This is a genomic window from Nannocystis sp. RBIL2 (genome assembly GCF_026626745.1).
In the GTDB taxonomy this organism is placed as follows: domain Bacteria; phylum Myxococcota_A; class Polyangia; order Nannocystales; family Nannocystaceae; genus Nannocystis.
On the sequence record NZ_JAPNJW010000001.1, the window covers coordinates 5,672,214 to 5,695,349 of the forward strand.

Sequence of the window (23,136 nt, forward strand, 5' to 3'; positions counted from 1 at the left end):
TCGCCAGCGACGGCCGAACTCTTCGAGCGGAAGATCTTCCTTCCGCGAGTCGCCCTCCCGGGCATGCTCGAGCCCGAGCCCGTCCCTCCTCGAGTCGGCTTGCGAGTCACGGACCAGGTCCGCTCGCGGTCAGATCTCGCAAGTGAATATCGACGCTCCGCTGTCGAAGTCAGCGTGTCGCGCGAAGACATTGGTTCCGAAGCACGTCCGGTCCGTGCGAGGTCTCGTGCCGTTAACGTGAGACCATGTTCGAGCACTATCTAGATCAGCACGCCCCGGATCGTCGTCGTCGTCTGCGCTTGCTGGTGGCGGCCCACCTCGCGGCGCTGTCCACTGTCGGGGCGCTCGGCTTCACCTGGCTCATGGGCAAGCTGCAGATCGCTCAGGTCGCGCCGCCGAACGCCAGCTTCGTGCTCGTGCAGATGTCGCTCGACACCCCACTGCCGCCGCCTCCGCTGCCGCCCGCGCCGGCGCGCACCGAACCGGAGGACAAGGTGATTCCGGAGGAGCCAAAGCCCGACGACGAGCCGCCGGAGGATTTCACCGAGCTGCTCCCGCCGCCCAGGCCACGCCCCGGTCCGGTGGGCAACGGCGCGCCCACGGCCACCGGCACGGCGAAGATCGGCGTGCCGGGCGTGAGCACGGGGATCCCCGGCGTCACCGGTCTGCCGCCCGGCTTCAACGCCCCGACGCTGGCCGCCCCGCGTCAGCCGAAGAACGAGCAACGAGCCCCGGTGCCCCTCGCGGTCGTGCGCGCGCAGGGCGTCTACACCCCGAACCCCGACCAGCAGCGGCTCGCGGCTACCCGCGCCGGCATGTTCGACAAGCGGCCGGGCGAGAACGAGACCTCGTTCTGCGTCGACGCCACCGGCCGCACCACGGAGATCCGCACGCTCAAGGCGTTCCCCGGCGACCCGGGCGTCGACGAGGTGATCCGCTCGACCCTCAAGACCTGGCGCTTCCGCCCGTTCATGGTCGAGGGCAAGGCGGTCAAGACCTGTACCTCGCAGGTGTTCCGCATCACCTTCAAATAGTCACGTGTCCCCAAGGGCATGCCCACATGGACATGCCCTTGCATTCATGTCCTCGAGAGCATGCCCTTCAGGGCAGGCCGATCGGGGCGCCGGCGATCCCGACCGGCAGGCGGTAGAGGTCGCCGGGGTTGCCCGAGAGGTACAGGCTCTCGGGGTCCCAGCCGACGCCCCAGCCGAACTGGGCGTTGGCGACGTTGCTGTCGAACTCGGCCAGCAGCTCGGGCTGACCGACGAGCTCGGCCTCGCCGTCGAGGATCCCACGGAACAGCCGGCTGCCGCCCTGGTCGACCGCGTAGATGTTGCCGCACTGGTCGAGCACCAGACCGTCAAGGCGAGAGCCCGGGACAGTGAGGACCTCGCTCGGCTCGCCGACCGCCTCGCCGAGGTCGTCGACCGCGAGCTTGAGCACCCGCCCGGCGCCGTAGTTGGTGAAGAACAGCAAGTTGCGCGCCTCGTCGAGCACCACCCCGTTGGCGGACGAGGCCATCGGACCCTCGTACACCGTGGTCTTGGTGAACTGCGCGTCGAAGCGAACGACCCGGCTGCCGCCGAACTCGGTGAGCCACACGCGGCCCGCGGGATCGACGTACAGGCCGTTGGGGCTGACGAGTCCGCCTGCGAGATCGCTGACGGTGCCGTCGCCCGCGATCGCCTGCAGATCGCCCGACTGCGGCAGCGCGACCAGCAAGTCGCCGGTGGTCGCGAAGCGGGTGCCGTAGACCTGCGGGAAGCCGCCCGCGAGGTCCGTCTCCAGCATCTCGCCGGTGACGATCACGACGGTGTCGCCGCGCTTGAGCGCCAGTCCGCCCTTGCCGTCGAAGCCGAGGTCCTCGCTGCCGTCGAAGCCGCCGGCGATCAGCTCGGGCGTGAACGGCCCGGGCTCGATCGTCACGCAGTCGAGGTCGTCGCCGGTGGTCCCGTCGGTGGTCGTCGACGTCACCGGGTCGGCGGTCGTCGTCGACGTGGTCGCCTCGGTGCCGGGGAGCGACGTCGTCGGCGGCTCGCCGGTGGTCGTCGACTGCTCCGAGGTGCCGGTGGTCGGTTCGGCAGTCGACGTCGTGTCGCTCGTCGTCGTGGTCGCGTCCGTCGTGGATGCGTCGCTCGTCGACGTCGTGTCGGCGGTGGTCTGGCCGCCGGAGTCTCCGCAAGCGGCAGAGAGCGGAGCGAGGGTCAGGAAGATCGCAAGAGTAGGTGCGCGCGAGGCCATGGGCCGCACGCTATCGCGTCGTGACCAGGCTCGCCAGGCTGCGTCCGTCGACCTGCGCCGGCGGTTGGATGCCGAGGAATTCGGCCAGCGTCGGCGCGACGTCGACGGTCCCGACCGGCTCGGCGAGCGTCTTCGCCACCACCTTCGCGCCGAAGAACAGCACCGGCACGTGCGTGTCGTAGCGGTATGGCGAGCCGTGGCTGGTGCCACTCGGGTAGCTCGCGGCCAGCGTCCACTCCTTGAAGCGCAGGGTCACGTCGGGGCTGCGCGTGGGGAAGAAGCTGCGGCGGTAGCGTTCGAGGAACTCGGACGCGCCGGTGTCGGGGGTGGTGCCCGACAGCACGTCGGCGGTGAACACTTCGGCCACGAAGTCGAGCTTCGCCAGCTCCTTGCCGACGGCCGCGCGCAGCTGCTCGGGCCCCACGCCCTTGGCCTCCGCCGCGGCGACGTCGAGCCATACTCCCGTCTCGCCGATGTCGAGCAAGATCTCCGGCGGCAGGTTCAGCGCCTTGGTGGCGAGCCCGACCTTCTGGGTGACCTGCGCCTTGTAGTCGGCCATGACCACGCGACGCGCGTCCTTCTGCTGGCCCGTCTGTTTGAGGAGCTCGGGGATCGGGATCGCGCCGTGGTCGGCGGTGAGGGCGAGGACGTAGTTGCCGGCGCCGACCTGGGTGTCGAGCTCGCGCAGGAACACGTCGAGGTAGCCGTCGAGGCGCATGTAGTAGTCCTGGGCCTCGTGGCTCATCGGCCCGTAGCGGTGGCCGACGTAGTCGGCGCTCGAGCAGCTGACCAGCAGGATGTCGGGGTCGGCGTCGACGCCGAGCTGCTCCTCCTTCAACATGCGCTGGGCGAACGCGAGCGTCAGCTCGTCGCCGAACGGGGTCCACTGCAGCTCCTTGAGGAAGGTGTCGCGCGCTTGCGGGGAGCCGTCGTCGAACGCGTGCGGCAGCTCGCTGTGGACGCCGTCGGCCTCGAACTCGACCTTGTCGGCGCCCGAGCGCGCGTAGGTCCCCGCGTCGCGCAGCCGCTGCCAGCCCTCGGCGAAGCGGCGGAACACGTTGGTCTCGCCGTTGAAGTCGGCGACCCACGCCGGCAGCGACTCGCCGTACCAGCTCGACGACACGTAGCCGGCGGCAGCGGCGTCGAACCAGTAGGCGCGGTCGGGGTGCTGCCCGCCCATCATCACGCTCGCGCGGTCCTTGAAGGCGACCGCGAACACCCTGGCCTTCGGGACCTGTTCTTTGAGCCAGTCACCGATCGCCGGGCGCATCAGCTGCTCGGGCGAGCGGCCGTCGGGCGAGCCGGCGCGCTGGCCCGACACGACGATGCGGGCGTCCTTGTCGTCGGCGGCGTAGGCCTTCTTGCGGATGGAGCGGTCGTACCACTCGTTCTCGATGATGCCGTGGTGACTCGGGTGGGTCGCGGTCGACGCGCTGGCGTGACCGGGGGCGGTGAACGTCAGCGCGTGCTGGATGTGCGCCTCCTCGAACAGGGCGCCCTGCTGGCGCAAGCGGTGAAGGCCGCCGGTATAGAGGTCGGCGTAGCGCGACAGGTAGTCGGCGCGCATCTGGTCGACGACCAGGAGGACCACCAGGCGCGGCCGCGCAGCAGCTTCGGGGACCTCGGGCGTGTAGACCGTCGACTGACCGCCGGACTCGCGCGTGCAAGCCGCGGCCAGGCCGAGGCCGAGGGTCCACGAGAACGCAGTGTGCTTCGCTGCGAGCATGCGGCGGCAGATCTACGCCCCTTCGCGGCCAGGGTCCAGGTGTGAGGCAGGCACTGATTGACAGCCCCAGGTCGCCCTTTCACACTCCGCGCCATGCACGTCCGCCACGCGATCCTCGCCTCGCTCCTCGGATGCACCGTCGTCGCCTGCCAGGGCCCCGCCGCTGCCCCCGCCGCCCAGCCCGCTGCCGAGCCGGCGAAGGTCGCCGAACCCGCGAAGGCTGCCGAAGCCGCGAAGCCCGAAGAGAAGGTCGCCGTCGCCGAAAAGCACGAGGCCGAAGAGGGCTGCATCTACGCCGACGCCCACAAGAAGGAAGGCGACGAGGCCGACTGCCCGCACGGCGGCGCCGAGGGCACCCCGAACTCCGGCGAGCCCGGCCACTTCGGCGCGGCCTTCGCCCTCAAGGGTGCCAAGCCGCTCGGCCCGATCCTCGCCGCCGGCAAGGACGCCCTGCCCAAGGACGCCGTCCAGGTCAGCGGCACCGTCGACAGCGTGTGCCAGAAGAAGGGCTGCTGGATGGTCGTGAAGGACGGCGATCAAGAGGCCCGGATCCTCATGAAGGACCACGGCTTCACCGTGCCGATGGACACCAAGGGCAAGCCCGTGGTCGTCGAGGGCACCATCGAGGCCCGCACCTTCACCGAGGCCCAGGTCAAGCACCTCGAGAAGGACGCCGGCAAGGACCCGGCCACCGCCTCGGGCGAGCGCACCGAGTACGTGCTCACCGCCTCGGGCGTGAAGATCCAGAACAGCTGAGCCAGTCTGGCCTGTCCTGCAGGACAGGTCGCTACGCTCATGCCCGAAGGGCCATGTCCGCGAGGACATGGCCCTTCGTCGTATCGGCTAGCCCGACGGCGAGCCGGCGTTGCTGAGGGCGAAGCCGGTCATGTCGCTGTACGTGTAGGGCGCGGTCAAACCGGTGAAGGTGTCGACCGTCTTCATGACCGGGTGCACGCGGTAGGCGTAGGGCTCCGACAGCGTCACGCCCCAGACGTAGCCGTAGAAGTCGATGCTGATGCCGTGCACGTAGCTGGGGACGTTCAGCACGTCCTTCTGGACCATCGTCTCGGTGTCGACTGCGATGATGAGGTTGGGGTTGCCCGACATGTAGAGGGTGCCGGCGCCGTCCTCCATGCAGCCGCCGCCGCCGGAGACCACGACGGTCTGCCACGTCTCGGTCATCGGGTCGAAGCGCGCCGCGCCGCTGCCGCTGCAGGTCCACACGTAGCCCTTCGAGTCGACGGTCATGCCGTAGCCCGACATCGCCATCGGCCACATCTTGACTTGCAGGCTGAGCCGGTCGATGAACACCAGCTGGCCGACGCCGAGCTGCGAGCCCCAGAAGTTGCCGTTGCCGTCGACCGCCGCGCCGTAGATGCCGTAGTAGTCGGGGTTCACGCCGACCACGTTGACGGTCGCCTCGATCGCGCCGGTGTCACCGTTGACGAGCAAGACGTCGAGCTGGTTGTCGGCGTTGACGAAGTCGTCGTTGTTGCCGGAGGTCCAGATCTTCTGGTTCTCCCACTGACACGTCGCCTTGTTGAAATTGCCCTGCGTCCACGCGACAGGCCGCTGGCTGATGTAGCTCATCGGCGTGTACCAGGCGACGCACTCGTCGGCGCCCCACGGCAGGAAGTTGCCGTCGACGGCCGTCTGGATCCCCGGCGTCCCGTTGGTGTCGGCGCAGCGCTCGGGCTGCGCGTACACCTTCGTCAGACCGCCGCTGCGGTTGGCGATCACCACGTCGCCCGAGAGGTTGACCGAGGTGCGCGACGGGTTGCCCGCCGAGTCGGGGCGCACGATGTAGCGCCCCTCCTCGACCAGGTTCACCGTGTTGATCTTGCTCATCGTCCCCTGGCCGCTGTTGGCGATCCAGATGTACGAGAAGTCGGGTTCGCCGCCGCCGCCGCCGCTGCAGGCCATGCCGCCGTCAGGCGTGATGCCGAGGTCGAACTTGAGCCCGCCGCTCGCGGTCACCGAGGTCCCGGTGACACCCTCGGTCGGGTCGGTGGGACTCTGGGTGGTAGCGTTGCTGTCGCTACCGGTCCCCATCGTGGGCGTCTCACTGGTCGGCCCGGCGCTCTCCGACGCGGTGCCCGGCTCGGTCGTGCTGACCGTCATCGGGCTCGAGGTCGGCGGCGTCAACGTGGCCGACGCCCCGCCGTCGTCACGCCCGCCGTTGTCCCCGCAGGCGAACACCACCGAGGCGGCGATTAAGGACTTAAGCTCGTTTCTCATGAGAACTCCCCGAAGCTGCACGCTAGCACAGCGAGGGGGAATTCTCGTCAGCGGAAGCGGAGATCCCCTCTCGGTGCGGAGGGGCGACTCCGGGGTTCGCCGAGCGCGAAAACTCGCTCAGGCGCGACGACGACGACGCAGGCCGAGCAGCAACAGACCGAGCGCCCAGGGCGACGGACCGCCGGTGACGCTGCAGGTCATCGAGGTGTCGTTCGACGAGGCCGGCTCACCGGCCGCGACGCGCACAGAGATCTGCGACTCGACGCCGTAGGCCCGCGCGGTGATCTTGCGGAACTCCTGCTCGGGGTCGTGCTCGTAGATGAACACGTCGCCCGGCTCGGTGAAGCCGCGGTCCGGCAGCGCCCACTCGAAGTCGACGCCGTAGATCGGCTGCTTGTCCTCGGCGACCGCCTGCCCGACCAAGAGCCACTCGCCGGCGAGCTCGTCCGGATTGGTGGCGTCGCCGTCGATGAGCTCGACGCCGGCGATCATGCTGCTCGGCACGCCGTAGATGTCGACCTCCTCGACGAGGCTGTCGCCGAGCCACAGCTCGGCGCTGTGCCGGCCCTGGGCCCCGACGCTCACCTGCAACCAGTTGCGGTTGTCGACCAGCTCGGAGTGACGGATGGTGGCGTCGATCGCCGCGCTGGTGGCCACCTGGATGTCGGTCGAGCCCTGCAGGCGGATGTCTTCGTGCAAGTACTCGACGGCGAAGGTCGCGGTGCCGCCGATGAGGATCCGCGGGTGCGGGGTCTCGCCGCGGAAGTCGGGGTTGTCGAGCGCGTAGATCGGCGCGGCGAACAACTTGGCGCGGGTGGGCCGCTTGACCTCGACTGCGGCGCTGCCACGGATCGCGCCCGAGGTGTCCTTGAGCAGCAGCTCGGTGACGCCCTCGCCGATGGCCCCGACCTCGACGACGAGGATGTGCGGGCTCATCTTGTACGGCTCGGCGCGCAGCTGCAGGACCTTGGGGTCCATGCTCTCGACCTTCCAGCCGAGGAAGTCGGTCTCCTGATCGTTGTCCTCGACGAACACCTCGAACTGCGCCCCGAGCACGTACGGGGTGCTCAGCTCGTCGCCGTACTCGGCGCGCGGCTTGAACTCGTAGAGCCGACTGTTGACCGAATCGGAGAAGGTGAACTCGCTGGTACAAGCGGCGAGCACCGAGAGGACGAGGAGCGTGGACGCGACCCGCATACCCACAAGCTAATCGGACACGATGACGCGCTCAAGTGCGACCGGCTGCCAAAGTGTCACGCCGGCCGGCGGGCACGCATGGGGCGGACCACGAGAGGCCACAGTGGGGCGGATCACGCGCAGGCGGGCGGCGGTTTGGGGTAGGGTCCCCGCGCCATGGACCACGCCGCCTCGCCGAAGAGCCTCGCTGCCGCGCGCTCGACCATTCCCTGCTCCGACCCGGCCACCGGCGAGTCGCTCGGCGAAGTGCCGGCCATGGACCGCGCCGAGGTCCAGGCCCGCCTGGAGCGCGCCCGAATTGCGCAAACCGCGTGGGCGAAGACGAGCTTCGCCCAGCGCCGCCGGGTGGTGCGCCGGATCCTCGAGCACCTGCTCGACCACACCGACGAGCTGTGCCGCCTCATCAGCCGCGACTCCGGCAAGACGCTCGAGAACGCGACCGTCGAGATGTGGCCGATCTGCGAGATGCTGCGCTGGAACCTGGCCCACGCCGAGCAGGCGCTGAAGCCGCAGAAGGCCTCGTCCGGCGTGCTCATGCACAAGGCCGCCCGCATCGAGTACCACCCGCTGGGGGTGATCGCGGCGATCTGCCCGTGGAACTTCCCGCTGCAGAACGTGCTCGCGCCGGCGATCCCGGCGCTGATGGCCGGCAACGCGGCGATGATCAAGGTGTCGGAGTGGACGTCCTGGTCGGCGCCGCGGATCCAGCAGATCTTCGACGAGGCGCTGCGGGCCGAGGGCCACTCGACCGACCTCGTGCAGTTGATCACCGGCTACGCCGAGACCGGCGCGGCGCTGGTCGGCGCGGGCGTCGACAAGGTGATCTTCACCGGGTCGATGGCCAACGGCAAGCGCGTGCTGCAGACCGCGGCCGAGACGCTGACGCCGGTGATCCTCGAGCTCGGCGGCAAGGACCCGATGATCGTGTGCGACGACGCGGACATCCACCAGGCGCTGCACAACGCGCTGATCGGGACGCTGACGTCGGCCGGCCAGCTGTGCATGGCGGCCGAGCGGATCTACGTGTTCGACGCGGTCTACGACGAGTTCGTCGCCGCGGTCGCCCGCATCGTCAGCGGCCTGCGCCAGGGCCCGCCGCTCGGCGGCGGCACGGTCGACGTCGGCGCGATGACGATGCCTGGCCAGGTCGACATCGTCGAGCGCCTGGTCGCCGACGCGGTCCACCGCGGCGCGCGGGTCCTCGCCGGCGGCAAGCGCGGCCCGGGCGGGCAGTACTTCGAGCCGACGGTGCTGGTCGACGTCGACCACGAGATGAAGATCATGCGCGAGGAGACCTTCGGCCCGGTGATCGCGATCATGCGCGTGCGCTCGGAGGAGGAGGCGATCCGCCTGGCCAACGACTCGGCGTACGGGCTGTCGTCGTCGGTGTTCTCGCGCGACCGCGCCCGCGCCGAGCGGATCGCCCGCCAGATCGTCGCCGGCTCGACGGTGATCAACGACTTCGCCATGCACTACATGGCCCACGAGCTGCCGTTCGGCGGCGTGCGCGGCTCCGGCTTCGGCCGCCTCAACGGCCCCGAGGGCCTGCGCGGGCTGTCCAACGTGAAGGCGGTGATCACCGACCGCCTGCCGATCCACGCCGCGGTCGAGATGTACCCGGTCCGCCCCGGCACCTACGAGCAGGGCAAGGCGATCCTCCACATCCTCTACAGCACCAGCCTGGCCGGCCGCGCCCGCGGGCTCGTCGACATGGGCAAGGCGCTGTGGAAGCGCGCGACGGCCGGGAAGTAGCTGTCTCTGGGGACATGCTCGCAAGGGCATGTCGCGGCGGGGCGCTGGTCCTGCTGGCCGCCGGCTGGGCCGCCCTCCGCCTGCAGATGAACGGCGAGTACAAGGGCGCCACGTGGGCCCAGATCGCCGAGTTCACGGCGCCGCTGCCGTTCGGCCACCGCCCGCTGATGGCGCTGATCGCCTGGCCGCTGCGCGCCGCGACCGACTGGCCGCTGGCGCTGGTGTGGGGCGCGCTCGAGGCCGCGGCGGCGCTGGGGCTGTGGTTCGCGCTGCGCGCGGCGCTGCGTCCGCTCGTGGGTGCGCGATGGGACATGTTCTTCGCGACATGTTTCTTCGCGCTGCTGGCGTTCCCGTTCCTGCTGAAGCACAAGTGGGCGGTGTTCTACCCGTGGGACACGCCGGCGATGGCCTTCACCGCCGCCGGCCTGGCGCTGGTGGCGAGCCGGCGGTTCGCCGCCGCGACGGCGCTGTGCTTCGTCGCGGCGCTCAACCGCGAGAGCGCGGCGTTGATCCCGGCGGCCGCGCTGGCGTTGCACGTCGGGTCTTCGGGACATGTGCTTCGGGACATGCGGGGAACGATCCGTCCGGCGCTGGCGATGATCGCGGCGTTCGTCGCAGCGCGCCTGGCGGTCGCGCTCGCGCTGCCCGACAACCCCGGCCAGGCCCTGCACTTCGCCATCGGAAAGGACACGCCGCGCTGGCTGCACAACCTCGAGTGGCTGGCAGAGCCGGTCCACTGGTTGTGGCTGCCGATGTACTTCGCGCTGCTGCCGCTGGCGTGGGTGCTGTTCTTTAAACAAATCTCCGCGGACCACCGGCGCCTCGCGCTCGTCGCCCTGGCCTGGTTCGCCGGCCTGATGCTGGTCGCCAACATCTACGAGCCGCGGGTGTACGGCGAGCTCCTCGTGCTCCTCTATGTGCCCGTCGCGGCGGCGGCATATCGCTGGCTGCGCGCTGATACACTGGGCGCGGCATGACCAAGATCGAGCTGACGCCGGCGCAGAAGCTGGAGATCTTCGAGGAGTACCAGCGACGCATGCGCAGCTGCGTGCCGTGGGACTCGGCGATGAAGTGGGTGCCGGAGCTCAACCTCGTCGGCGCTTCGTATCGGCCGTTCATCGCCTTCCCCGAGCTGGCGCCGAGCGACGCGCCGGTGGCCGAGCTCAACCCGGCCGAGCACGCCGACTCGCCGAACAAGTTGTTCCGCTACTGCATCCGCCTGCACCGCGCCGGTCGCCGGCTGCTGACGTGGTGGGGCCCGCAGACGGGCTCGGTGATTTTTGATAGCGACGTGCCGATCCCGGCGATCTTCCAGTGCCGCGAGGGCGAGCCGGGGGTGTGGAACGAGTCGCCGTGGATGTCGCTGACGCCCGCGGAGCTGATGACGCTGCGCGAGGGCACGCGCCTGGCGAAGGGCCGGGTGGTGATCGCGGGCCTCGGCCTCGGCCATCAGCTCATCGAGGTGTCGCGCCGGCTGCAGGTGAAAGAAGTGGTGCTGGTCGAGCTCAGCCAGGAGCTGGTCGACTTCTATCTGCCCAAGATCCGCCCGCACGTGAAGAAGCGGCTGACGGTGATCGTGGGCGACGCGTTCGCGGTCCTGCCGACGCTCGCGGCCGACGTCGCGCTGGTCGACATCTTTCCGAACTACGGCGGCAACGAGGCGGCGATGCTCGAGCTCCGCCGACGCTGCCCGAAGATCAAGAAGCTGTGGGGCTGGGGCACGGCGACGATGTCGCTGTGAAGCCGTCCCTCGTCTTCAGGACATACACTTTAAAAGACGTCTGAGCAGATCGGGGGCGCCGTGGGCGGTGAGGCGGCCGGCGGCGTCGATCTGCAGCTCGACGTGATCGCGGCCGCGCCATAGCGCGGGGTCGGCGTGGCGCGGCGTGAGGTGAACGATCTGCTGGTTGGTCGAGCCGATCCACCGCCGGCCGTCGGGCGGCTCGCGGCGGCGGGCGTCGAAGCGGCCGTCGACGAGCGTGTCGGCGGCGTCGAGCAGCACGCGCGCCTCGGGCATGGCCTGCAGCTCGGCGAGGGTGCGGCCGGTGAATACGAGGGTGCTCAGGCCGAGGCCGCGGGCGCTCTTGCAGAGCGCGGCGACTGCTTCGGCCTGCTCGCTCGGCTCGCCGCCCAGCACGGTGAGACCGGTGATCGCGTGGCTGTCCCTGGCCGCGCGCAGCTCGTCCGCCAGCGTCGTCACGGGCAGGGACTCGCCGCCGTCGCGGGCGAAGAACTCGGGGTTGCAGCAGCCGGGGCAGCGCAGGTCGCAGCCCTGCACCCACACCGCGAACCGACTGCCCGGGCCCTCGGCCTCGGTGCAGGCGACCCGGGCGCCGACGCGGAGCTGGAGATCGCGGCGAATCTCGGGGCTGCAGGGCGAAGATGTCGCGGAGGAATCACCTGTCTTTTCAGACAGCGAGCCCATCATCGGCTCGGTCGGGCTCTCGCTCGCCGCCCCGGGTGTCTCTTCGGACATGTCACTCGTCCTCGAGCAGCGGGTCGGGCGGCGCCTCGTCGGGCGCCTCGCCCGCGGCCAGCGGCGCCGGGTGGAGGGTGCCGGCGAACAGGGCGTGCAGATCGATCTCGCGGTGCTCGCCGGCGGCGAGGTCGCGCGGGAGCTCGAGCGGGCCGAACGAGACGCGGCACAGGCCGAGGACCTCGGCGCCGAGGGCGGCGAAGATCCGGCGGACCTCGTGGAACTTGCCGGAGGCGATCGTGATGCTCGCCAGCGCACCTGTCCCTTCGGGCACCTGGAGGCCGGGGTGGACCTCTTCGGCGGCGAGCGGGCGGAGGTCGAGGATCTCGGGGCGGTGGCCGTCGTCGAGCTCGAGCTCGGGCGGCGGCGCGCGCCACGGGCCGGTCAGGGCCGCCTGGTAGGTGCGGCGCACCGCGTAGCGCGGGTGGGTCAGTCGGTGCAGCAGGGCGCCCTCGGTGGTCCACAGCAAGAGGCCGGAGGTGTCGAGGTCGAGGCGACCGACGGCCCGGAGATCGCGCCCGAGCGGCGCGCCGCGGACCAGCTCGTAGGCGGTGCGGTGGCGATCGTCGCGCAGGGCCGTGACCACGCCGACCGGCTTGTGCTGCAGCAGGTGATAGCGGACCCGCAGCACCAGCGGCTCGTGGGCGAAGATCACCATCTGCGGCAGGGCGCTCGGCGCGATCTTCAGCCCCGGGTCGCGCAGCGGCTCGCCCTCCGGCGTCTGCACGCGCCCGGCGCGGACGGCCCGGGTCACCTGCCCGCGCGACAGGCCGAGGTTGTGGGCGATGAGGAGGTCGAGCCGCGGCACCCCCGAAGCCTAACCTCGCCGCGCTCGCCACACCGACGAAAAGCGCGATAGTCTCGCGGCGCGTGGGTCGCCCCGAGCCGCTCCCCGACGAACGCAGCGTGGTCGACAAGGCCGCCGCCGGGGACCGCCGCGCCTTCGAGCGGCTGTACCGCGCCTACGCGCCGACCCTGTTCTCGTACGTGCTGGTGCCGATGCTCGGCGACCGCGACGACGCCAACGACTGCCTGCGCGAGACCTTCCTCTCGGCGTATCGCCACTTGCCCAACTTCGTGTGGCAAGAGTCGGGGGTCTACCCGTGGCTGAAGACGATGGCGAAGAACAAGGCGCGTGACCTGCTGCGGGCCTCGGGTCGGCGGCAGCGGCTGCGCGGCGCGTTCGAGGAGCACCTCGGCAACGCCGGCGCGGCCGAGCCGAAGAACCCGGCCGAGGAGGAGCTGCAGCGCGACGCTCTGCGGGTCCGCATCGAGGCCGTGCTGTCGGAGCTGAACCCCCGCTACGCCCTGGTGCTCCGCTTGCGCCTGCTCGAAGATCGTCCGCGCGAAGAGTGCGCCGCGACTCTGGATGTGAAGATCGGCACGCTCGACGTGCTCCTCTTCCGCGCGTGCAAAGCCTTCCGGGCCGCGTGCGAAAAACGCGGCCTACCCGTAGGCGCCGAGTTATGACTTTCATGGCCTCGCGTAAGCTTCTTCCGGCTGCCCACGTTCAGCCACCAGACCGCGCCTCAGGAGGCTCGCATGACCGGGTCTGATCCGTCCGCCACGTCCCCCAAGCCCGAAATCGACCGCGCCGCCGCGCGCGGCGTCCTCGACCCGGCGTGGGAAGACGAGCTGCGACGCGGCCAGGAGGCCGAGGGCGAGGCCGGCTCGATCGAGGACGAGCTGGCGATCGTCCGCCTCCTCCGCCACGCCCGGGCGCCCGAGGCGCTCACGGCCGGCGAGCTCGACAAGTTGTGGTCGGGCGGACTCGCCCCGGCGCTGACGCCGACGCCGTGGTGGCGCCGTCGCTGGCTGTGGGGCGCCGTGCCCGCGGTCGCCACCGCCGCGGTCGTGCTGGTGGTGATCCGCGGGCCCGAGCCGGCGGCCCCGCCCCAGGTCGCCACCGCCGAGTCCGCCGCCGCACCCGCCGCCGCGGCCTCCGGTCCCACCACCTCGAAGTTGCTCGCGCAGCAGTTCGCTCAGCTCGAGCACGACGCGCGCCGCGACCTCGACGACCGCGTCGACGACGATCGCGGCGTCCTTCGACATGACCTTTTGGCCATGTCACTCGGAGACAAGCCATGACGCGCCACACGTGGATCGCCACGCTCCTCGGCGCCGTCGTCGGCGCCGGCGTGATGCTGGCCGGCCTGGCGCAGGCCGGGCGGCTGGCGCCGGCGCCGCGGCCCGAGGTCCTCGTCACCCTGGCCCAGACCGTCGACGCCGAGCACCGCCGCGTCGACGTGCTGCTGAAGCAGCGCGACTACGCCGGCGCGATCGCGGCGCTGGAGCAGATGCGGACCATCGCCTGGCCTGAGCCAGCGGTCGCCGGCGACGCCGCGGCGGTCCTGCGCCACGACGTCTACGGCCGCCTGGTCCGCCTCCGCCTCGATCACCCCGACGTCGACCCCAAGACCCCCGACGCGTTGGCCGAGCTGGTCGGCGAGGGGCTCGGCGCCGACTACAAGGCGATCGCCACCAACGCCTTCACCGCCCGCCTCGTCGGCCTGCGCGGCGAGATCGCCGAGAAGCAGGGCCGCGACGGCGACGCCCTCCTCGCCTACGAGGAGGCCCTCGACATGAACCGCGCGCTGCTCCAGCAGGCGCTCGCCGGAGCCGCGCCATGAACGCGATGTTCGGGCCTGTCCGTTCCGACCTGTTCCTTCGCACCTTGCGTTTCAGCCCTGTCGCAATGAACATGTCCCTGCGAACACTCTCGCTCGCGCTCGCCGGGCTGGCCTTGACCGGGTGCGCCAAGCGGGCGGCCGAGACGGCCCCGCCGGAGACGACGGCGGACGCCATGGCCGGGCCGGAGGACATCGACGCGCTCGAGGCCCAGCTGGCCGCGCGCGAGGACCAGCTGCGCGCGCTCGGAGCGACCCCGCCCGCGGCCGGCGGCGGCGGCGAGGCGCTGGCCAAGACCGAGGCCGAGGACCGCAACGCACAGGCGGACGCGGACTCGCGGGCGGGCGACAAAGCGGCGAAGTCGGCCGAGCGGCAGACGCCCTCGGCAGCGGGACCTGTGCCCCCGAGCGCGTCGCCGACGCCCTCCGCAGCCCCCGCCGAGCCTTCGCCCGCGCGCTGCGAGTCGGTCTGCGACATCACCACCTCGATCTGCCAGCTGCGCGATCACATCTGCGACCTCGCGCCGCGTCACACGGGCGAGCCGCGCTACCAGCAGGCGTGCGAGCGCGCCACCACCGACTGCGAGTTCGCCACGGAGGCCTGCCATGCGTGCTCGTGATCTCGCCGGCGCTTCACTGATGGTGCTGGCCGCCGCCTGTGCCTCGCAGGACGCCGAGCGCTTCGCCACCCCCGCGCCGCTCGACGCTCCGGCGCCGGTGGCCCCGGAGCGCGAAGAGGCCGAGCGCGCCAACAACGACGACGAGCTCGGGCTCGCCGAGTACGAGCGCCTGCTCGCCGACAAGGAGTCGCGCCTGCGCGCCGCCGGGGTGTTGCTGGCCGTGCGCGATTCGGCGACCGTGGCCGAAGCCAGGGGTGAGGGTGCGTTCGCGCCGCCGCCTCCGCCCGCGCCGGTGCCCGCCGAGGAGGCCGTGGACGAGTTCCAGGTCAACGCGGCGAAGGCCAAGCGACCGCGCAAGGACGCCGGCGCCGGACGGGCCGCCGACGCGCCGACGGTCGCCCAGGGGGCCGCGCCCGCGCCCGCGCCCGTGAAGTCGAAGGGCGCGACGACCTCGAGCACCTCGGCCACGCGCGAGAAGAAGGTCGAGTACAAACCCGACGCCAAGTCCGCGACGAACACGCAGGGCTACACCGCCGCCGACGACGAGGCGCCGAGCAACCGCTGCCAGAGCATCTGCGACCTGTCCGCCGCGACCTGCGAGCTCGAGGGCAAGATCTGCGACCTCGCGACCCGGCACCCCGGCGACCCGCGCTACGGCGACCTGTGCCGGCGCGCGGACGACGACTGCCGCCTGGCCGCCGAGGCCTGCCAGCGCTGCTCGCCGTGATCGCGAATCACGAGACTCCGCGATCCTATTTGTTGTGACATGTCCCGAAGGACATTGTCACGACCCCGCGCCGCTGATGTGCAAGATCTCCGGGACCGGGCGGCGCAGCGACGCTTGCGTGGGCGCGTCGGCCTGCGACACCCGGAACAGCAGCACCTCGGCCTGCTCGGGCTTCACCGGGAACAGCCGGGTGAAGCGCGGGCGGGCCTCGACGAGCGCGGCGACTGCGGCCTCGCTGAGGCCCTCGCCGCCGTGGCGGGCGCGCAGGAACATGTAGGCGAGCGTCGTCATCGGATAGATCGCCAGCCCCAGGGTGTGCGCCACCAGCCACATGCGCTGGAGCGCCTGGCCGCCGCGGAAGAAGTCATCGGCGCTGACGCGCGGCATGGTCAAGAGGCCGACTGCCGAGGCCGAGGCGATCGCCTTGGCGGCCGACTTGCGCAGGCCCTTGCCGCCGCCGAGGGCGCGCAGCAGGGCCAGGGCGTCGCGTCGGCGGCACATCGACAGACCGGCGAGGTCGGCCGCGCTGAGCTCGAGCGACTCGATGTAGATGCCGTCGCGGGTCGCCTCGGCCTCCTCGGGGGTCCAGCGGACCTCGCGGAACATCTCGCGGTTGAGCCGATCGTCGATGATGCGCTGCTGGTCGCCGATGCCGACCAGATCGGCGATCTCGGCCAGCTCGGCGTCGCCGCTGACGAACAGCAGCTGCGCGCCGGCGACCGAGCCGACGGCCGTGACCAGCGCGGCGTGGTGGGCCGGGTCGAACGGCGCGCGGGCCGAGTTCTTGCGGTTGGTGTGGCGCATACCGAGCGCGCCGGCGAGCTCGTCGCGCCAGTGCGGCGCGGCGTCGGGGCCGGGACCGGGGAGGCGTTCGAACACCGCCGCGAGGTCGGGCTCGTCGGCGCTGGGGAACGCGACCTGCGACAGCTCGAGCCCGCGGGCGTGCGCGGCCAGGCGCAAGCTCTCCGCCGCAGCACCGAGAGCTGCGACGCCGCCGAGGGTGCGGAAGTCGGCGAGGGTCTCGGAGCGGGCGCGCTCGTGGAACAGGAACAGCCGACCGCCGCGCAGCAGCCAGCGCCACGGCTGGGTGTTGCCGCCGGAGGGAGCCCGCGCCGCGATCTCGACCAGCTCGCGCGCCAGCTCGGGCGGCCACGCGTGCGCGGCCGGGCGCCCGTGCGACCAGCGATCGGCGGCGCGCTCCATGCCCTCGGCGGTCCACTCGGGCACGTGCGGGAGGTCGAGCCGACCGTCGCCGCCGCCCGGATCGTTGGGCACGATGTTCTCGATGTCGGCGATGAAGCGGCCCGAGTAGTTCATCTGCCCGAGGTTCATGCGCCGGACGATGTCGGCGGCCGCACCGCCGCCGTAGACGACGCACGAGCCGAGCTGCGGCCAGGTCTTGATGGTCGACTCGATCTCGATCATCGACGTGACCATGCGGCTCGACATGGTACCCTCGCCGATGATCTTGAGCACGTAGGGGATCTTCTCCTCGGTCGAGAGGTTGGCGATCCGCTCGGGCTCGATGTTGCCGACGAGGCCGTGGAAGATCGGACGCGTCGGCTCGAGGTCGAAGCGCTCGACGTCGATGAGCGAGCGGTCGCTGGTCTCCATCAACACCGGGATCTTGTGCAGCCTGGCGGTGAACCGCAGCTTGAGCTTGATGTCGATGCTGTCGCACTCGTCGATCAGCACGTCGAGCTTGCCGCCGCGCAGGAGGAACGCGGTGAGGTTGTCGTCGTGGACGCCGACCGGGTAGAGCACGACCTTGAGGAAGGGGTCGATCTCGGCGATGTCGCGGGCGGTGATCAGGACCTTGGAGACGCCGAGGTTGTGGACGGAGCTGCGGATCCGGTTGAGGTTGGACAGGTCGAGGCGGTCGAAGTCGGCCAGGCGGATCTCACCAACGCTGCGCTCGAGCGCCATCGTCGTCGCCACCGTTTGACCGACCGACAGGCCGATCACGCCGACCCGCTTCTTCGCCAGCCGGGCCTGCTCCTCGGGCGTCAGCTTGTACTTGTTGCGATTGGTCCGCAGCTCGACGAACTCGGCCTCGTCGAGCAAGTGCACCAGACGCGCGGCCCACGGGTAGTAGACCCACACGCCGTACTCGTCCGGCGGCGTCTCGCCGAGGTACACCTGCACCCGCTCGCGCGCCGCGAGGTCGCTGATCCTCTCGCTCGGGTTGCGAGTGCGGATCAGGTCGATCAGCTGCTCCTCGATCGCGTCGTAGACCTGGAGGCCAGGCACCTCGTCGAGCAGCTTCGACAGCGCACGTCGGTCCTCGGCGACAGCCAGGCGAAAGAGCTGAGGTCGCCACGCCTCGGACTCGTAACGCGCCTCCAGCAGCCTCTTGCCCAGTCGGTCCCCTGTTTCCACGTGCTCTCCCGCCGCTGCCCGTCGCGCCTGCGCGGCCCGTTCTCCCCGCCATGATAGGCTGGGCTCGTCGCGTCGATCCACCGCAGCCGGCGCGCTCGATCGCGCTCGTCCGGCGCCGCGGGCGCGGAACCTGGAGCCGCAGCCGGCTTGCGGGCGGTAACGCTCCGCACGGCCGATCCGCCGGGTCCTCGTGACATGCTCTTTGCGGCATGTCGCAAAGGACATGTTTCAAAAAACAGCTCCGCAGACGCAGCGAGCGCGACAATGCGCAAATCCCGCAGCCCCTCCGAGGAGCAAAATCGCGCGCCCGCGGCGGCCCGGTCCCCACACTCTTGGTCTATACTCTCGCAGGCTCAGCGGGGTCCGCACCGCCGTCGCCACGCCCAGAAGAAGCGCGCCCCATGTCCGCCCCCACGATGGCCTACTCGCTCTACCACTCGGTGCTGGTGGCCGTGCACACGAAGGACAACCCCACCGAAGAGGAGTGGAGCGGCTACGTCGACTTCGGGCGCAAGCAGATGGGCAAATACACCAGTTCGCTCGTGATCTCGGAGGGCGGGGGGCCCAACGCGACCCAGCGCGGGGCGATGAACGACCTGCTCGAGGCCAACGGCTTCAAGGGCAAGGTCTCGGTCGTGACGCTCAATCGCCTCGTCCGCGGCATCGTCACCGCCCTCAGCTGGTTCAATCCCAACGTCAAGGCGTTCACGACCGTCCAGATCCCCGCGGCCATCGAGTACCTCGAGATCCCGAAGGACCACCACGAGCGCCTGATGGCCGAGATCAAGCGGCTGCGCGACAAGGTCGGCATCTCGAGCGCGATGACCTAGCGGCCCCGCGAGTCCCCGACAGACGAGCCCGCAGCCGTCCTGCGCGTCGTCGATCGCGACGCAGCGCGAACGCGACGTCCGGGCGTCGCGACGATGATCCGCGTCACGCGACGCGCTGCCCGCGTCACGCCGGGTGCTCGGCCTGCGCGATGCCGGCGATGTGCTCGGACGACGAGGAGACCGGGACGTGCTCGCTGGGCTGCACGGGCACGTGCTCCTCGGTCTCGGGCGACCAGAAGATCGGGCAGTGCATGCGCAGCGCCTGGCGGAGGCCCAAGATCCGCCACTTGTGCTCGGGCTCGGCGGTGGCGAGGCGCACAGGGTCGAGCAGGATGACCTTCGAGAAGTAGCGGGCGTCGGGGTACGAATGCACGCCGAGGCGCGGCTCCGCGGTGAATCCGATCGGGGCCCAGTGGTTCACCACATAGTGGTGCGACAGGGCGATCAGCAGGTTGGTCTCACACAGCGGCGCAGCGGCCACGGCCGTGCGCACCAGCGCATTGCTCAGCTTGGTGCCGCGATACCGCGAATAGGCCCACAGGCCACACACCTCGGCGACACCGTGCTGTCGCCGGCTCTCCAACAATCGTGCGAGCTGTGACAGTTGCGAGAGCGTGTGCTCGACCGGCAACTTGGTGCCTGGAAAGCTGAGGTGCAGCCGCAGGCCCCCGACCATCGCGCCCGTCTCGTCGCGGGCCACGAAATACACCACACGGCCGCTCATCAGGTCTTCTTGCGCGACCTCGCTGACCGCCGCTTCCGCCGAGAACTCCTCATAGCAGGCCCGCTGGGCCTGCGAGAACTCGTCCACCACGGACGGCTCAAGATGCGGGTTCACGAGGGAGAGCGAGAGCATGTGTGGAACCACCGTCCATGTGTGGAAAGGGCGCGGCAACCCTCACTGGCACGCAAAACCCTGTTTGCCTCCCGCCACCGCATGTTCGGTCGAGAGTACGGGAATCACCTGGCAGTGTCAAGACGCGCTGCTTTCTTGCACATGCAGCAAATGTGTGCTGCGATACACAAATTGCAACGAGTTTGCGGTCTTTGGGCCCCTTCGCGTCGCGATCGGTCGGAGAGCATCACGGCGATTTCTTCTCCGGAAGCAGCGCAGAGAACACGGCATCGACCGGTCTGCGTAAGGTCCGCAACGGCGCGGGGTCTGCGTAGGAGAGGCGAAACAGCAGGATTTCGACATCGGCGAGCGCGACGGTGAAGGCGCGAGTGAAGCGCTCGCGCATCTCGAGGAAGCGCTGAATCTCGCGTTTGTCGAAGCCGGCCCCGTGGAAGCGTTCCACCCGGGCGAACATATCAATCAGCGTGTTCATCGGATGGATGGCGACGCCGAGGGCGCTGGCGGTGAGCCACAGCTGTTGCATCGCCTGCCCCCCGCGCACCAGCGCGGTGGGCGATTGGCCCGGAATGGTGAGCAGGCCGACCGCTGCGGATGAGGCTAGGGCCTGAACCGAGGACATCATCAGCAAGCGCCCACCATTGGTGTCTCGTAGCACCTTGGCGACATCGGTGGAGCGGAGCAGCTGAAACGCCGCGAAGTCCATCGGTGTCACTGCCAGTGCCTCGACGCGAATGCCATCCTGGGTGTCGTGGGCCTCGGCCTCCGACCAGCGGATCTGGCGCATCGTGGGACCGTGCAGCGTCGGGGTGAGCAGTCGCAGCCGTTCGGCCTCACCGATCAGTTGCCCGAGCTCGCCGAGCAGCGCGCGGTCCGTACATAGTTGCAGCTTGGCCCCGCTGTCGCGGGCGGCTGCCGACAACGCTTGCACATGGACCGGCGACAGGTGCGCACGGGTCCCGAGGCCACGGTTGGTGTTTCGCCGCGGGATCTCCTCGAATAGGGGGTCGTCGGCCGGTCCGCCGGCGCGCAGTCCGAATCGCACCTCCGCGACCAGGGACGGGTCTTGTTTGGGCGGGAACAGCTGAATGTTGGCTTCGCGACCTTTGACCCCCGCCGCGATCTGCAAATTGGCCAGCGCCCCGCCGATGGCCACCAGCGCCCAGTGGCGGCCGATCTCATCGCGTCCGCCGCCGCCGCGCTCGGTGTCGTGGAGGACGCGCAGGACGCCGTCGCCGTACTCGAATCGCCACGGCTGGTCGTTGCCGTGCGACGGCGCCATGATCGCGTACTGCACCAATTCACGGACCTCCGCGATGTCGCGGAGCCGCCGCGGGTGGCTCAAGTCGGGCAGCGGCGGCGAGGTGACCTCGGCGAGCTGGCCGCTGACGTCGATGTAGACGCGACCCGATGCGAGCGGCATGCCGAGCGCGAGGCGGCGGACCGCGGTGGTCGTGGTCGCGCCGCCGAGGGTCACGTCGGAGCCGAGCTGCGAGAAGCCCTTGAGCGTGAGGTTGAGCTCGAGCAGCGAGGCGGCCAGGCGCGGCGAGATGGTGTGCAGGCCGGCGATCTGCAGAATGAGACCGAGGCGCGCCGGCGGCGGCAGCGTGTTGACCTGGTCGGAGGTCACGTTGCCGACGAGGCCGTGGAGGATCGGCCGGTCGGGCTCGAGGTCGAAGCGTTCGATGTCGAGCATGCCGCGGTCGCTGGTCTCCATCAGCACCGGCAGCCGACGGGCGCGCGCCTCCTCGCGGAGCTTGAGCTTGATCTGGATGCTGTCGCACTCGTCGATGACGATGTCGGCGCGGTCGCCCGGGCCGGTGCCGTCGATGAACTCGCCGATGTTGTCGGTCGTGACGCCGTCGGTGAAGAGGACCAGGTTGGCGTAAGGGCTCTGCTCGTAGATCTGGCGCGCCGCGATGATCGCCTTGTTGAGCCCGAGGTGATGCACCGCGCAGCGGATGCGGTTCATGTTCGACAGGTCGAGGGTGTCGAAGTCGGCGAGGCGGAGCTCGCCGAACACGCCCTCGAGCGCGAGCGTGACCGCGACCGCGTTGCCGACGCTGAGGCCGGCGAGGGCGATCTTGATCTTGCGCAGCCGAGCTTGCTCTTCGCTGGTGATCTTGTTGCGGTTGCGATCGGAGCGCAGCTCGGTGAACGAGTCGGGCGGCAGCAGGTGGACCATGCGCCGCGACCACGGATAGAAGGCCCAGCGCCCGTAGTTCTGCGGCGTCTGGCCGTCGAGCAGGCGCACGATCTCTTGCGCCACCTCGTCGTCGGTGTAGTTCTTGCTCGGCGTCCGCGAGCGCACGAGGTCCTTGAGCTGGGCCTCGAGCATGTCGTGGATGTACACGACCTCGCCGTCGTTCATCAGCTCGTCCATCGCCTCGGCCTCGGCGGGCACGGAGCGATCGAAGATCAACGGGAACCACGACTCGCGCTCGGCGGACGCGAGCACCTCACGCCACGGAGCCAGAGTCTTCGGCAAACGGCGCGCAGGCATCGACGGCTCCTCAGACAACGCGGCGCGTAGGCTCGGCTCGCAACGCTTCGACGATAGCGCAAGGCGCGCGAAGTCGACAAGGGCGGCGCATTGCCTTCAATTCCCGACGTGTCGGAGCGAGCTCGCGGTTCATGCGGCGGCGCTCCGAACGGCCGTCAGCAGGGTCGTCGCGCGCGCCCCGATCGCTGCGAGATCTCCGGACTGCACGAGTTCCGGGGGGAACAGCGGCGTCGTGAAGCCCACGCTGACAGCGCCGGCTCGCAGCACCGCGGCGGTGTTCGCGGCGTCGACCCCATTGGTCGGTAGGATGTGCAAAAACGGCATGGGCCCGAGCGCCGCGCGGACGAACGCGGCCACGTCGCCGGGCGACGGGAACAGCTTCTGCGCCGCTGCGCCGGCCGAGTGGGCCCGCCACAGCTCGGTCGGGGTGAAGCAGCCGGGCACCGCCGCGGCTCCGAGCGCGCGCGCGCAGGCGACGACGCGCTCGTCGAGCACCGGCGAGACCAGGAAGCGCGCGCCGGCGCGGACCGCCGCGCCGGCGGTCTCGGCGTCCATCACGGTGCCGGCGCCGACGGTGAGGCGGCCGTCGCGGGCGAACTCCGCGATGAGACCCAGAGCGTCGGGCGTGGTCACGGTGAATTCGAGCACGCGGAAGCCGGCCTCGACGGCGGCCCACATCGCCGCGGCCGCGTGGTCGCGGCTGGTCGCGCGCATGATGGCGACCGCGCGGTGCTCGGCGAGCGCCGCGGTGAAGGCTGTCTCCGAGGACATGCTGGTGCCATCGTAGGCCAACGGCCACTCGCGCCGCAAGTTCGCCGCCGGGCCGCGGCCGGGGCCGACCCGAGGTGAAGCGCACCCGGCCTCGGCGGAGGCGACCGCGCAGCCTCGCGGTCAGCGGCGGTCACGCAGGTGCGATGCTCTGCGCAACTCGGCGACGACTATCGCACTGCGTTTCGGAGGGGGCTGC

Annotated in this window: 21 protein-coding genes; 11 read left to right on the forward strand and 10 right to left on the reverse strand. The window is 70.5% G+C overall.

The features are described from left to right. Window positions 1-245: 245 nt before the first annotated feature. Entirely contained in the window at window positions 246-1,034 is a 789-nt protein-coding gene (locus OV090_RS22590) for a hypothetical protein (protein ID WP_267706165.1), read from the forward strand. 67 nt (window positions 1,035-1,101) lie between these two features. Here the strand turns inward: OV090_RS22590 and OV090_RS22595 are convergent, their stop codons facing one another. Together OV090_RS22595 and OV090_RS22600 are read right to left on the reverse strand one after the other, a co-directional pair. Continuing rightward, window positions 1,102-2,241, reverse strand: a complete 1,140-nt coding sequence (locus OV090_RS22595; RefSeq protein ID WP_267706167.1) for a gluconolactonase — start codon at window positions 2,239-2,241, stop codon at window positions 1,102-1,104. 10 nt (window positions 2,242-2,251) lie between these two features. Further along, window positions 2,252-3,967: an alkaline phosphatase family protein gene (locus OV090_RS22600; protein WP_267706169.1), complete on the reverse strand. Its 1,716-nt coding sequence runs from the start codon at window positions 3,965-3,967 to the stop codon at window positions 2,252-2,254. Window positions 3,968-4,060: 93 nt separating this feature from the next. Between OV090_RS22600 and OV090_RS22605 the strand changes: the two genes are divergently transcribed. Beyond that, window positions 4,061-4,723, forward strand: a complete 663-nt coding sequence (locus OV090_RS22605; RefSeq protein ID WP_267706170.1) for a DUF4920 domain-containing protein — start codon at window positions 4,061-4,063, stop codon at window positions 4,721-4,723. Window positions 4,724-4,810: 87 nt separating this feature from the next. Here OV090_RS22605 and OV090_RS22610 read toward each other — a convergent pair whose 3' ends face one another. Continuing rightward, on the reverse strand, window positions 4,811-6,205 hold the full coding sequence (locus tag OV090_RS22610; RefSeq protein ID WP_267706172.1) for a hypothetical protein: 1,395 nt from the start codon (window positions 6,203-6,205) through the stop codon (window positions 4,811-4,813). Window positions 6,206-6,322: 117 nt separating this feature from the next. Beyond that, complete coding sequence (locus OV090_RS22615; protein WP_267706174.1) at window positions 6,323-7,402, reverse strand: MYXO-CTERM sorting domain-containing protein; 1,080 nt, start codon at window positions 7,400-7,402, stop codon at window positions 6,323-6,325. 156 nt (window positions 7,403-7,558) lie between these two features. Between OV090_RS22615 and OV090_RS22620 the strand changes: the two genes are divergently transcribed. The 3 genes from OV090_RS22620 to OV090_RS22630 are packed head-to-tail and all read left to right on the forward strand — an operon-like array spanning window position 7,559 to window position 10,895. Next, window positions 7,559-9,154 carry an aldehyde dehydrogenase family protein gene (locus OV090_RS22620; RefSeq protein ID WP_267706176.1) on the forward strand — a complete coding sequence of 532 codons (1,596 nt, stop codon included), beginning with the start codon at window positions 7,559-7,561 and terminating at the stop codon, window positions 9,152-9,154. A 14-nt stretch (window positions 9,155-9,168) separates the two neighbouring features. Then, window positions 9,169-10,131, forward strand: coding sequence for a hypothetical protein (locus tag OV090_RS22625; protein WP_267706178.1), 963 nt, complete (start codon window positions 9,169-9,171; stop codon window positions 10,129-10,131). Next, entirely contained in the window at window positions 10,128-10,895 is a 768-nt protein-coding gene (locus tag OV090_RS22630; RefSeq protein ID WP_267706180.1) for a hypothetical protein, read from the forward strand. The genes OV090_RS22625 and OV090_RS22630 overlap by 4 nt, the downstream gene beginning before the upstream one ends. A gap of 15 nt (window positions 10,896-10,910) precedes the next feature. Here the strand turns inward: OV090_RS22630 and OV090_RS22635 are convergent, their stop codons facing one another. Next, a complete protein-coding gene (locus tag OV090_RS22635; protein ID WP_267706181.1) occupies window positions 10,911-11,630 on the reverse strand; it encodes a 4Fe-4S single cluster domain-containing protein in 720 nt (239 codons plus the stop codon). 1 nt (window position 11,631) lies between these two features. Beyond that, entirely contained in the window at window positions 11,632-12,438 is an 807-nt protein-coding gene (locus OV090_RS22640; RefSeq protein ID WP_267706182.1) for a pseudouridine synthase, read from the reverse strand. Between the two features lie 62 nt (window positions 12,439-12,500). On the opposite strand from OV090_RS22640, the gene OV090_RS22645 reads away from it, so the two are divergent. The 5 genes from OV090_RS22645 (at window position 12,501) to OV090_RS22665 (ending at window position 15,604) form a co-directional block, all read left to right on the forward strand. Next, window positions 12,501-13,100 (forward strand): RNA polymerase sigma factor, encoded by a 600-nt coding sequence (locus OV090_RS22645; RefSeq protein ID WP_267706184.1) that lies wholly within the window; start codon window positions 12,501-12,503, stop codon window positions 13,098-13,100. Window positions 13,101-13,172: 72 nt separating this feature from the next. Then, on the forward strand, window positions 13,173-13,718 hold the full coding sequence (locus OV090_RS22650; RefSeq protein WP_267706186.1) for a hypothetical protein: 546 nt from the start codon (window positions 13,173-13,175) through the stop codon (window positions 13,716-13,718). Continuing rightward, window positions 13,715-14,260: a hypothetical protein gene (locus OV090_RS22655; RefSeq protein WP_267706188.1), complete on the forward strand. Its 546-nt coding sequence runs from the start codon at window positions 13,715-13,717 to the stop codon at window positions 14,258-14,260. Before OV090_RS22650 ends, OV090_RS22655 begins: the two co-directional genes overlap by 4 nt. Before the next feature lie 71 nt (window positions 14,261-14,331). Beyond that, complete coding sequence (locus OV090_RS22660) at window positions 14,332-14,877, forward strand: hypothetical protein (RefSeq protein ID WP_267706190.1); 546 nt, start codon at window positions 14,332-14,334, stop codon at window positions 14,875-14,877. Beyond that, window positions 14,864-15,604 (forward strand): hypothetical protein, encoded by a 741-nt coding sequence (locus OV090_RS22665; RefSeq protein WP_267706192.1) that lies wholly within the window; start codon window positions 14,864-14,866, stop codon window positions 15,602-15,604. Before OV090_RS22660 ends, OV090_RS22665 begins: the two co-directional genes overlap by 14 nt. A 57-nt stretch (window positions 15,605-15,661) precedes the next feature. On the opposite strand, the gene OV090_RS22670 is transcribed toward OV090_RS22665, so the two are convergent. Beyond that, window positions 15,662-17,983, reverse strand: a complete 2,322-nt coding sequence (locus OV090_RS22670; RefSeq protein ID WP_267706194.1) for an Rv1355c family protein — start codon at window positions 17,981-17,983, stop codon at window positions 15,662-15,664. 401 nt (window positions 17,984-18,384) lie between these two features. Between OV090_RS22670 and OV090_RS22675 the strand changes: the two genes are divergently transcribed. Continuing rightward, entirely contained in the window at window positions 18,385-18,813 is a 429-nt protein-coding gene (locus OV090_RS22675) for a hypothetical protein (protein ID WP_267706196.1), read from the forward strand. A 124-nt stretch (window positions 18,814-18,937) separates the two neighbouring features. Here the strand turns inward: OV090_RS22675 and OV090_RS22680 are convergent, their stop codons facing one another. The 3 genes from OV090_RS22680 to OV090_RS22690 form a co-directional block, all read right to left on the reverse strand. Next, entirely contained in the window at window positions 18,938-19,669 is a 732-nt protein-coding gene (locus OV090_RS22680) for a hypothetical protein (RefSeq protein WP_267706198.1), read from the reverse strand. Window positions 19,670-19,895: 226 nt separating this feature from the next. Next, on the reverse strand, window positions 19,896-22,169 hold the full coding sequence (locus OV090_RS22685; protein WP_267706200.1) for an Rv1355c family protein: 2,274 nt from the start codon (window positions 22,167-22,169) through the stop codon (window positions 19,896-19,898). 129 nt (window positions 22,170-22,298) lie between these two features. Further along, entirely contained in the window at window positions 22,299-22,940 is a 642-nt protein-coding gene (locus tag OV090_RS22690) for a 2-dehydro-3-deoxyphosphogluconate aldolase (protein ID WP_267706201.1), read from the reverse strand. Window positions 22,941-23,136 lie beyond the last annotated feature (196 nt).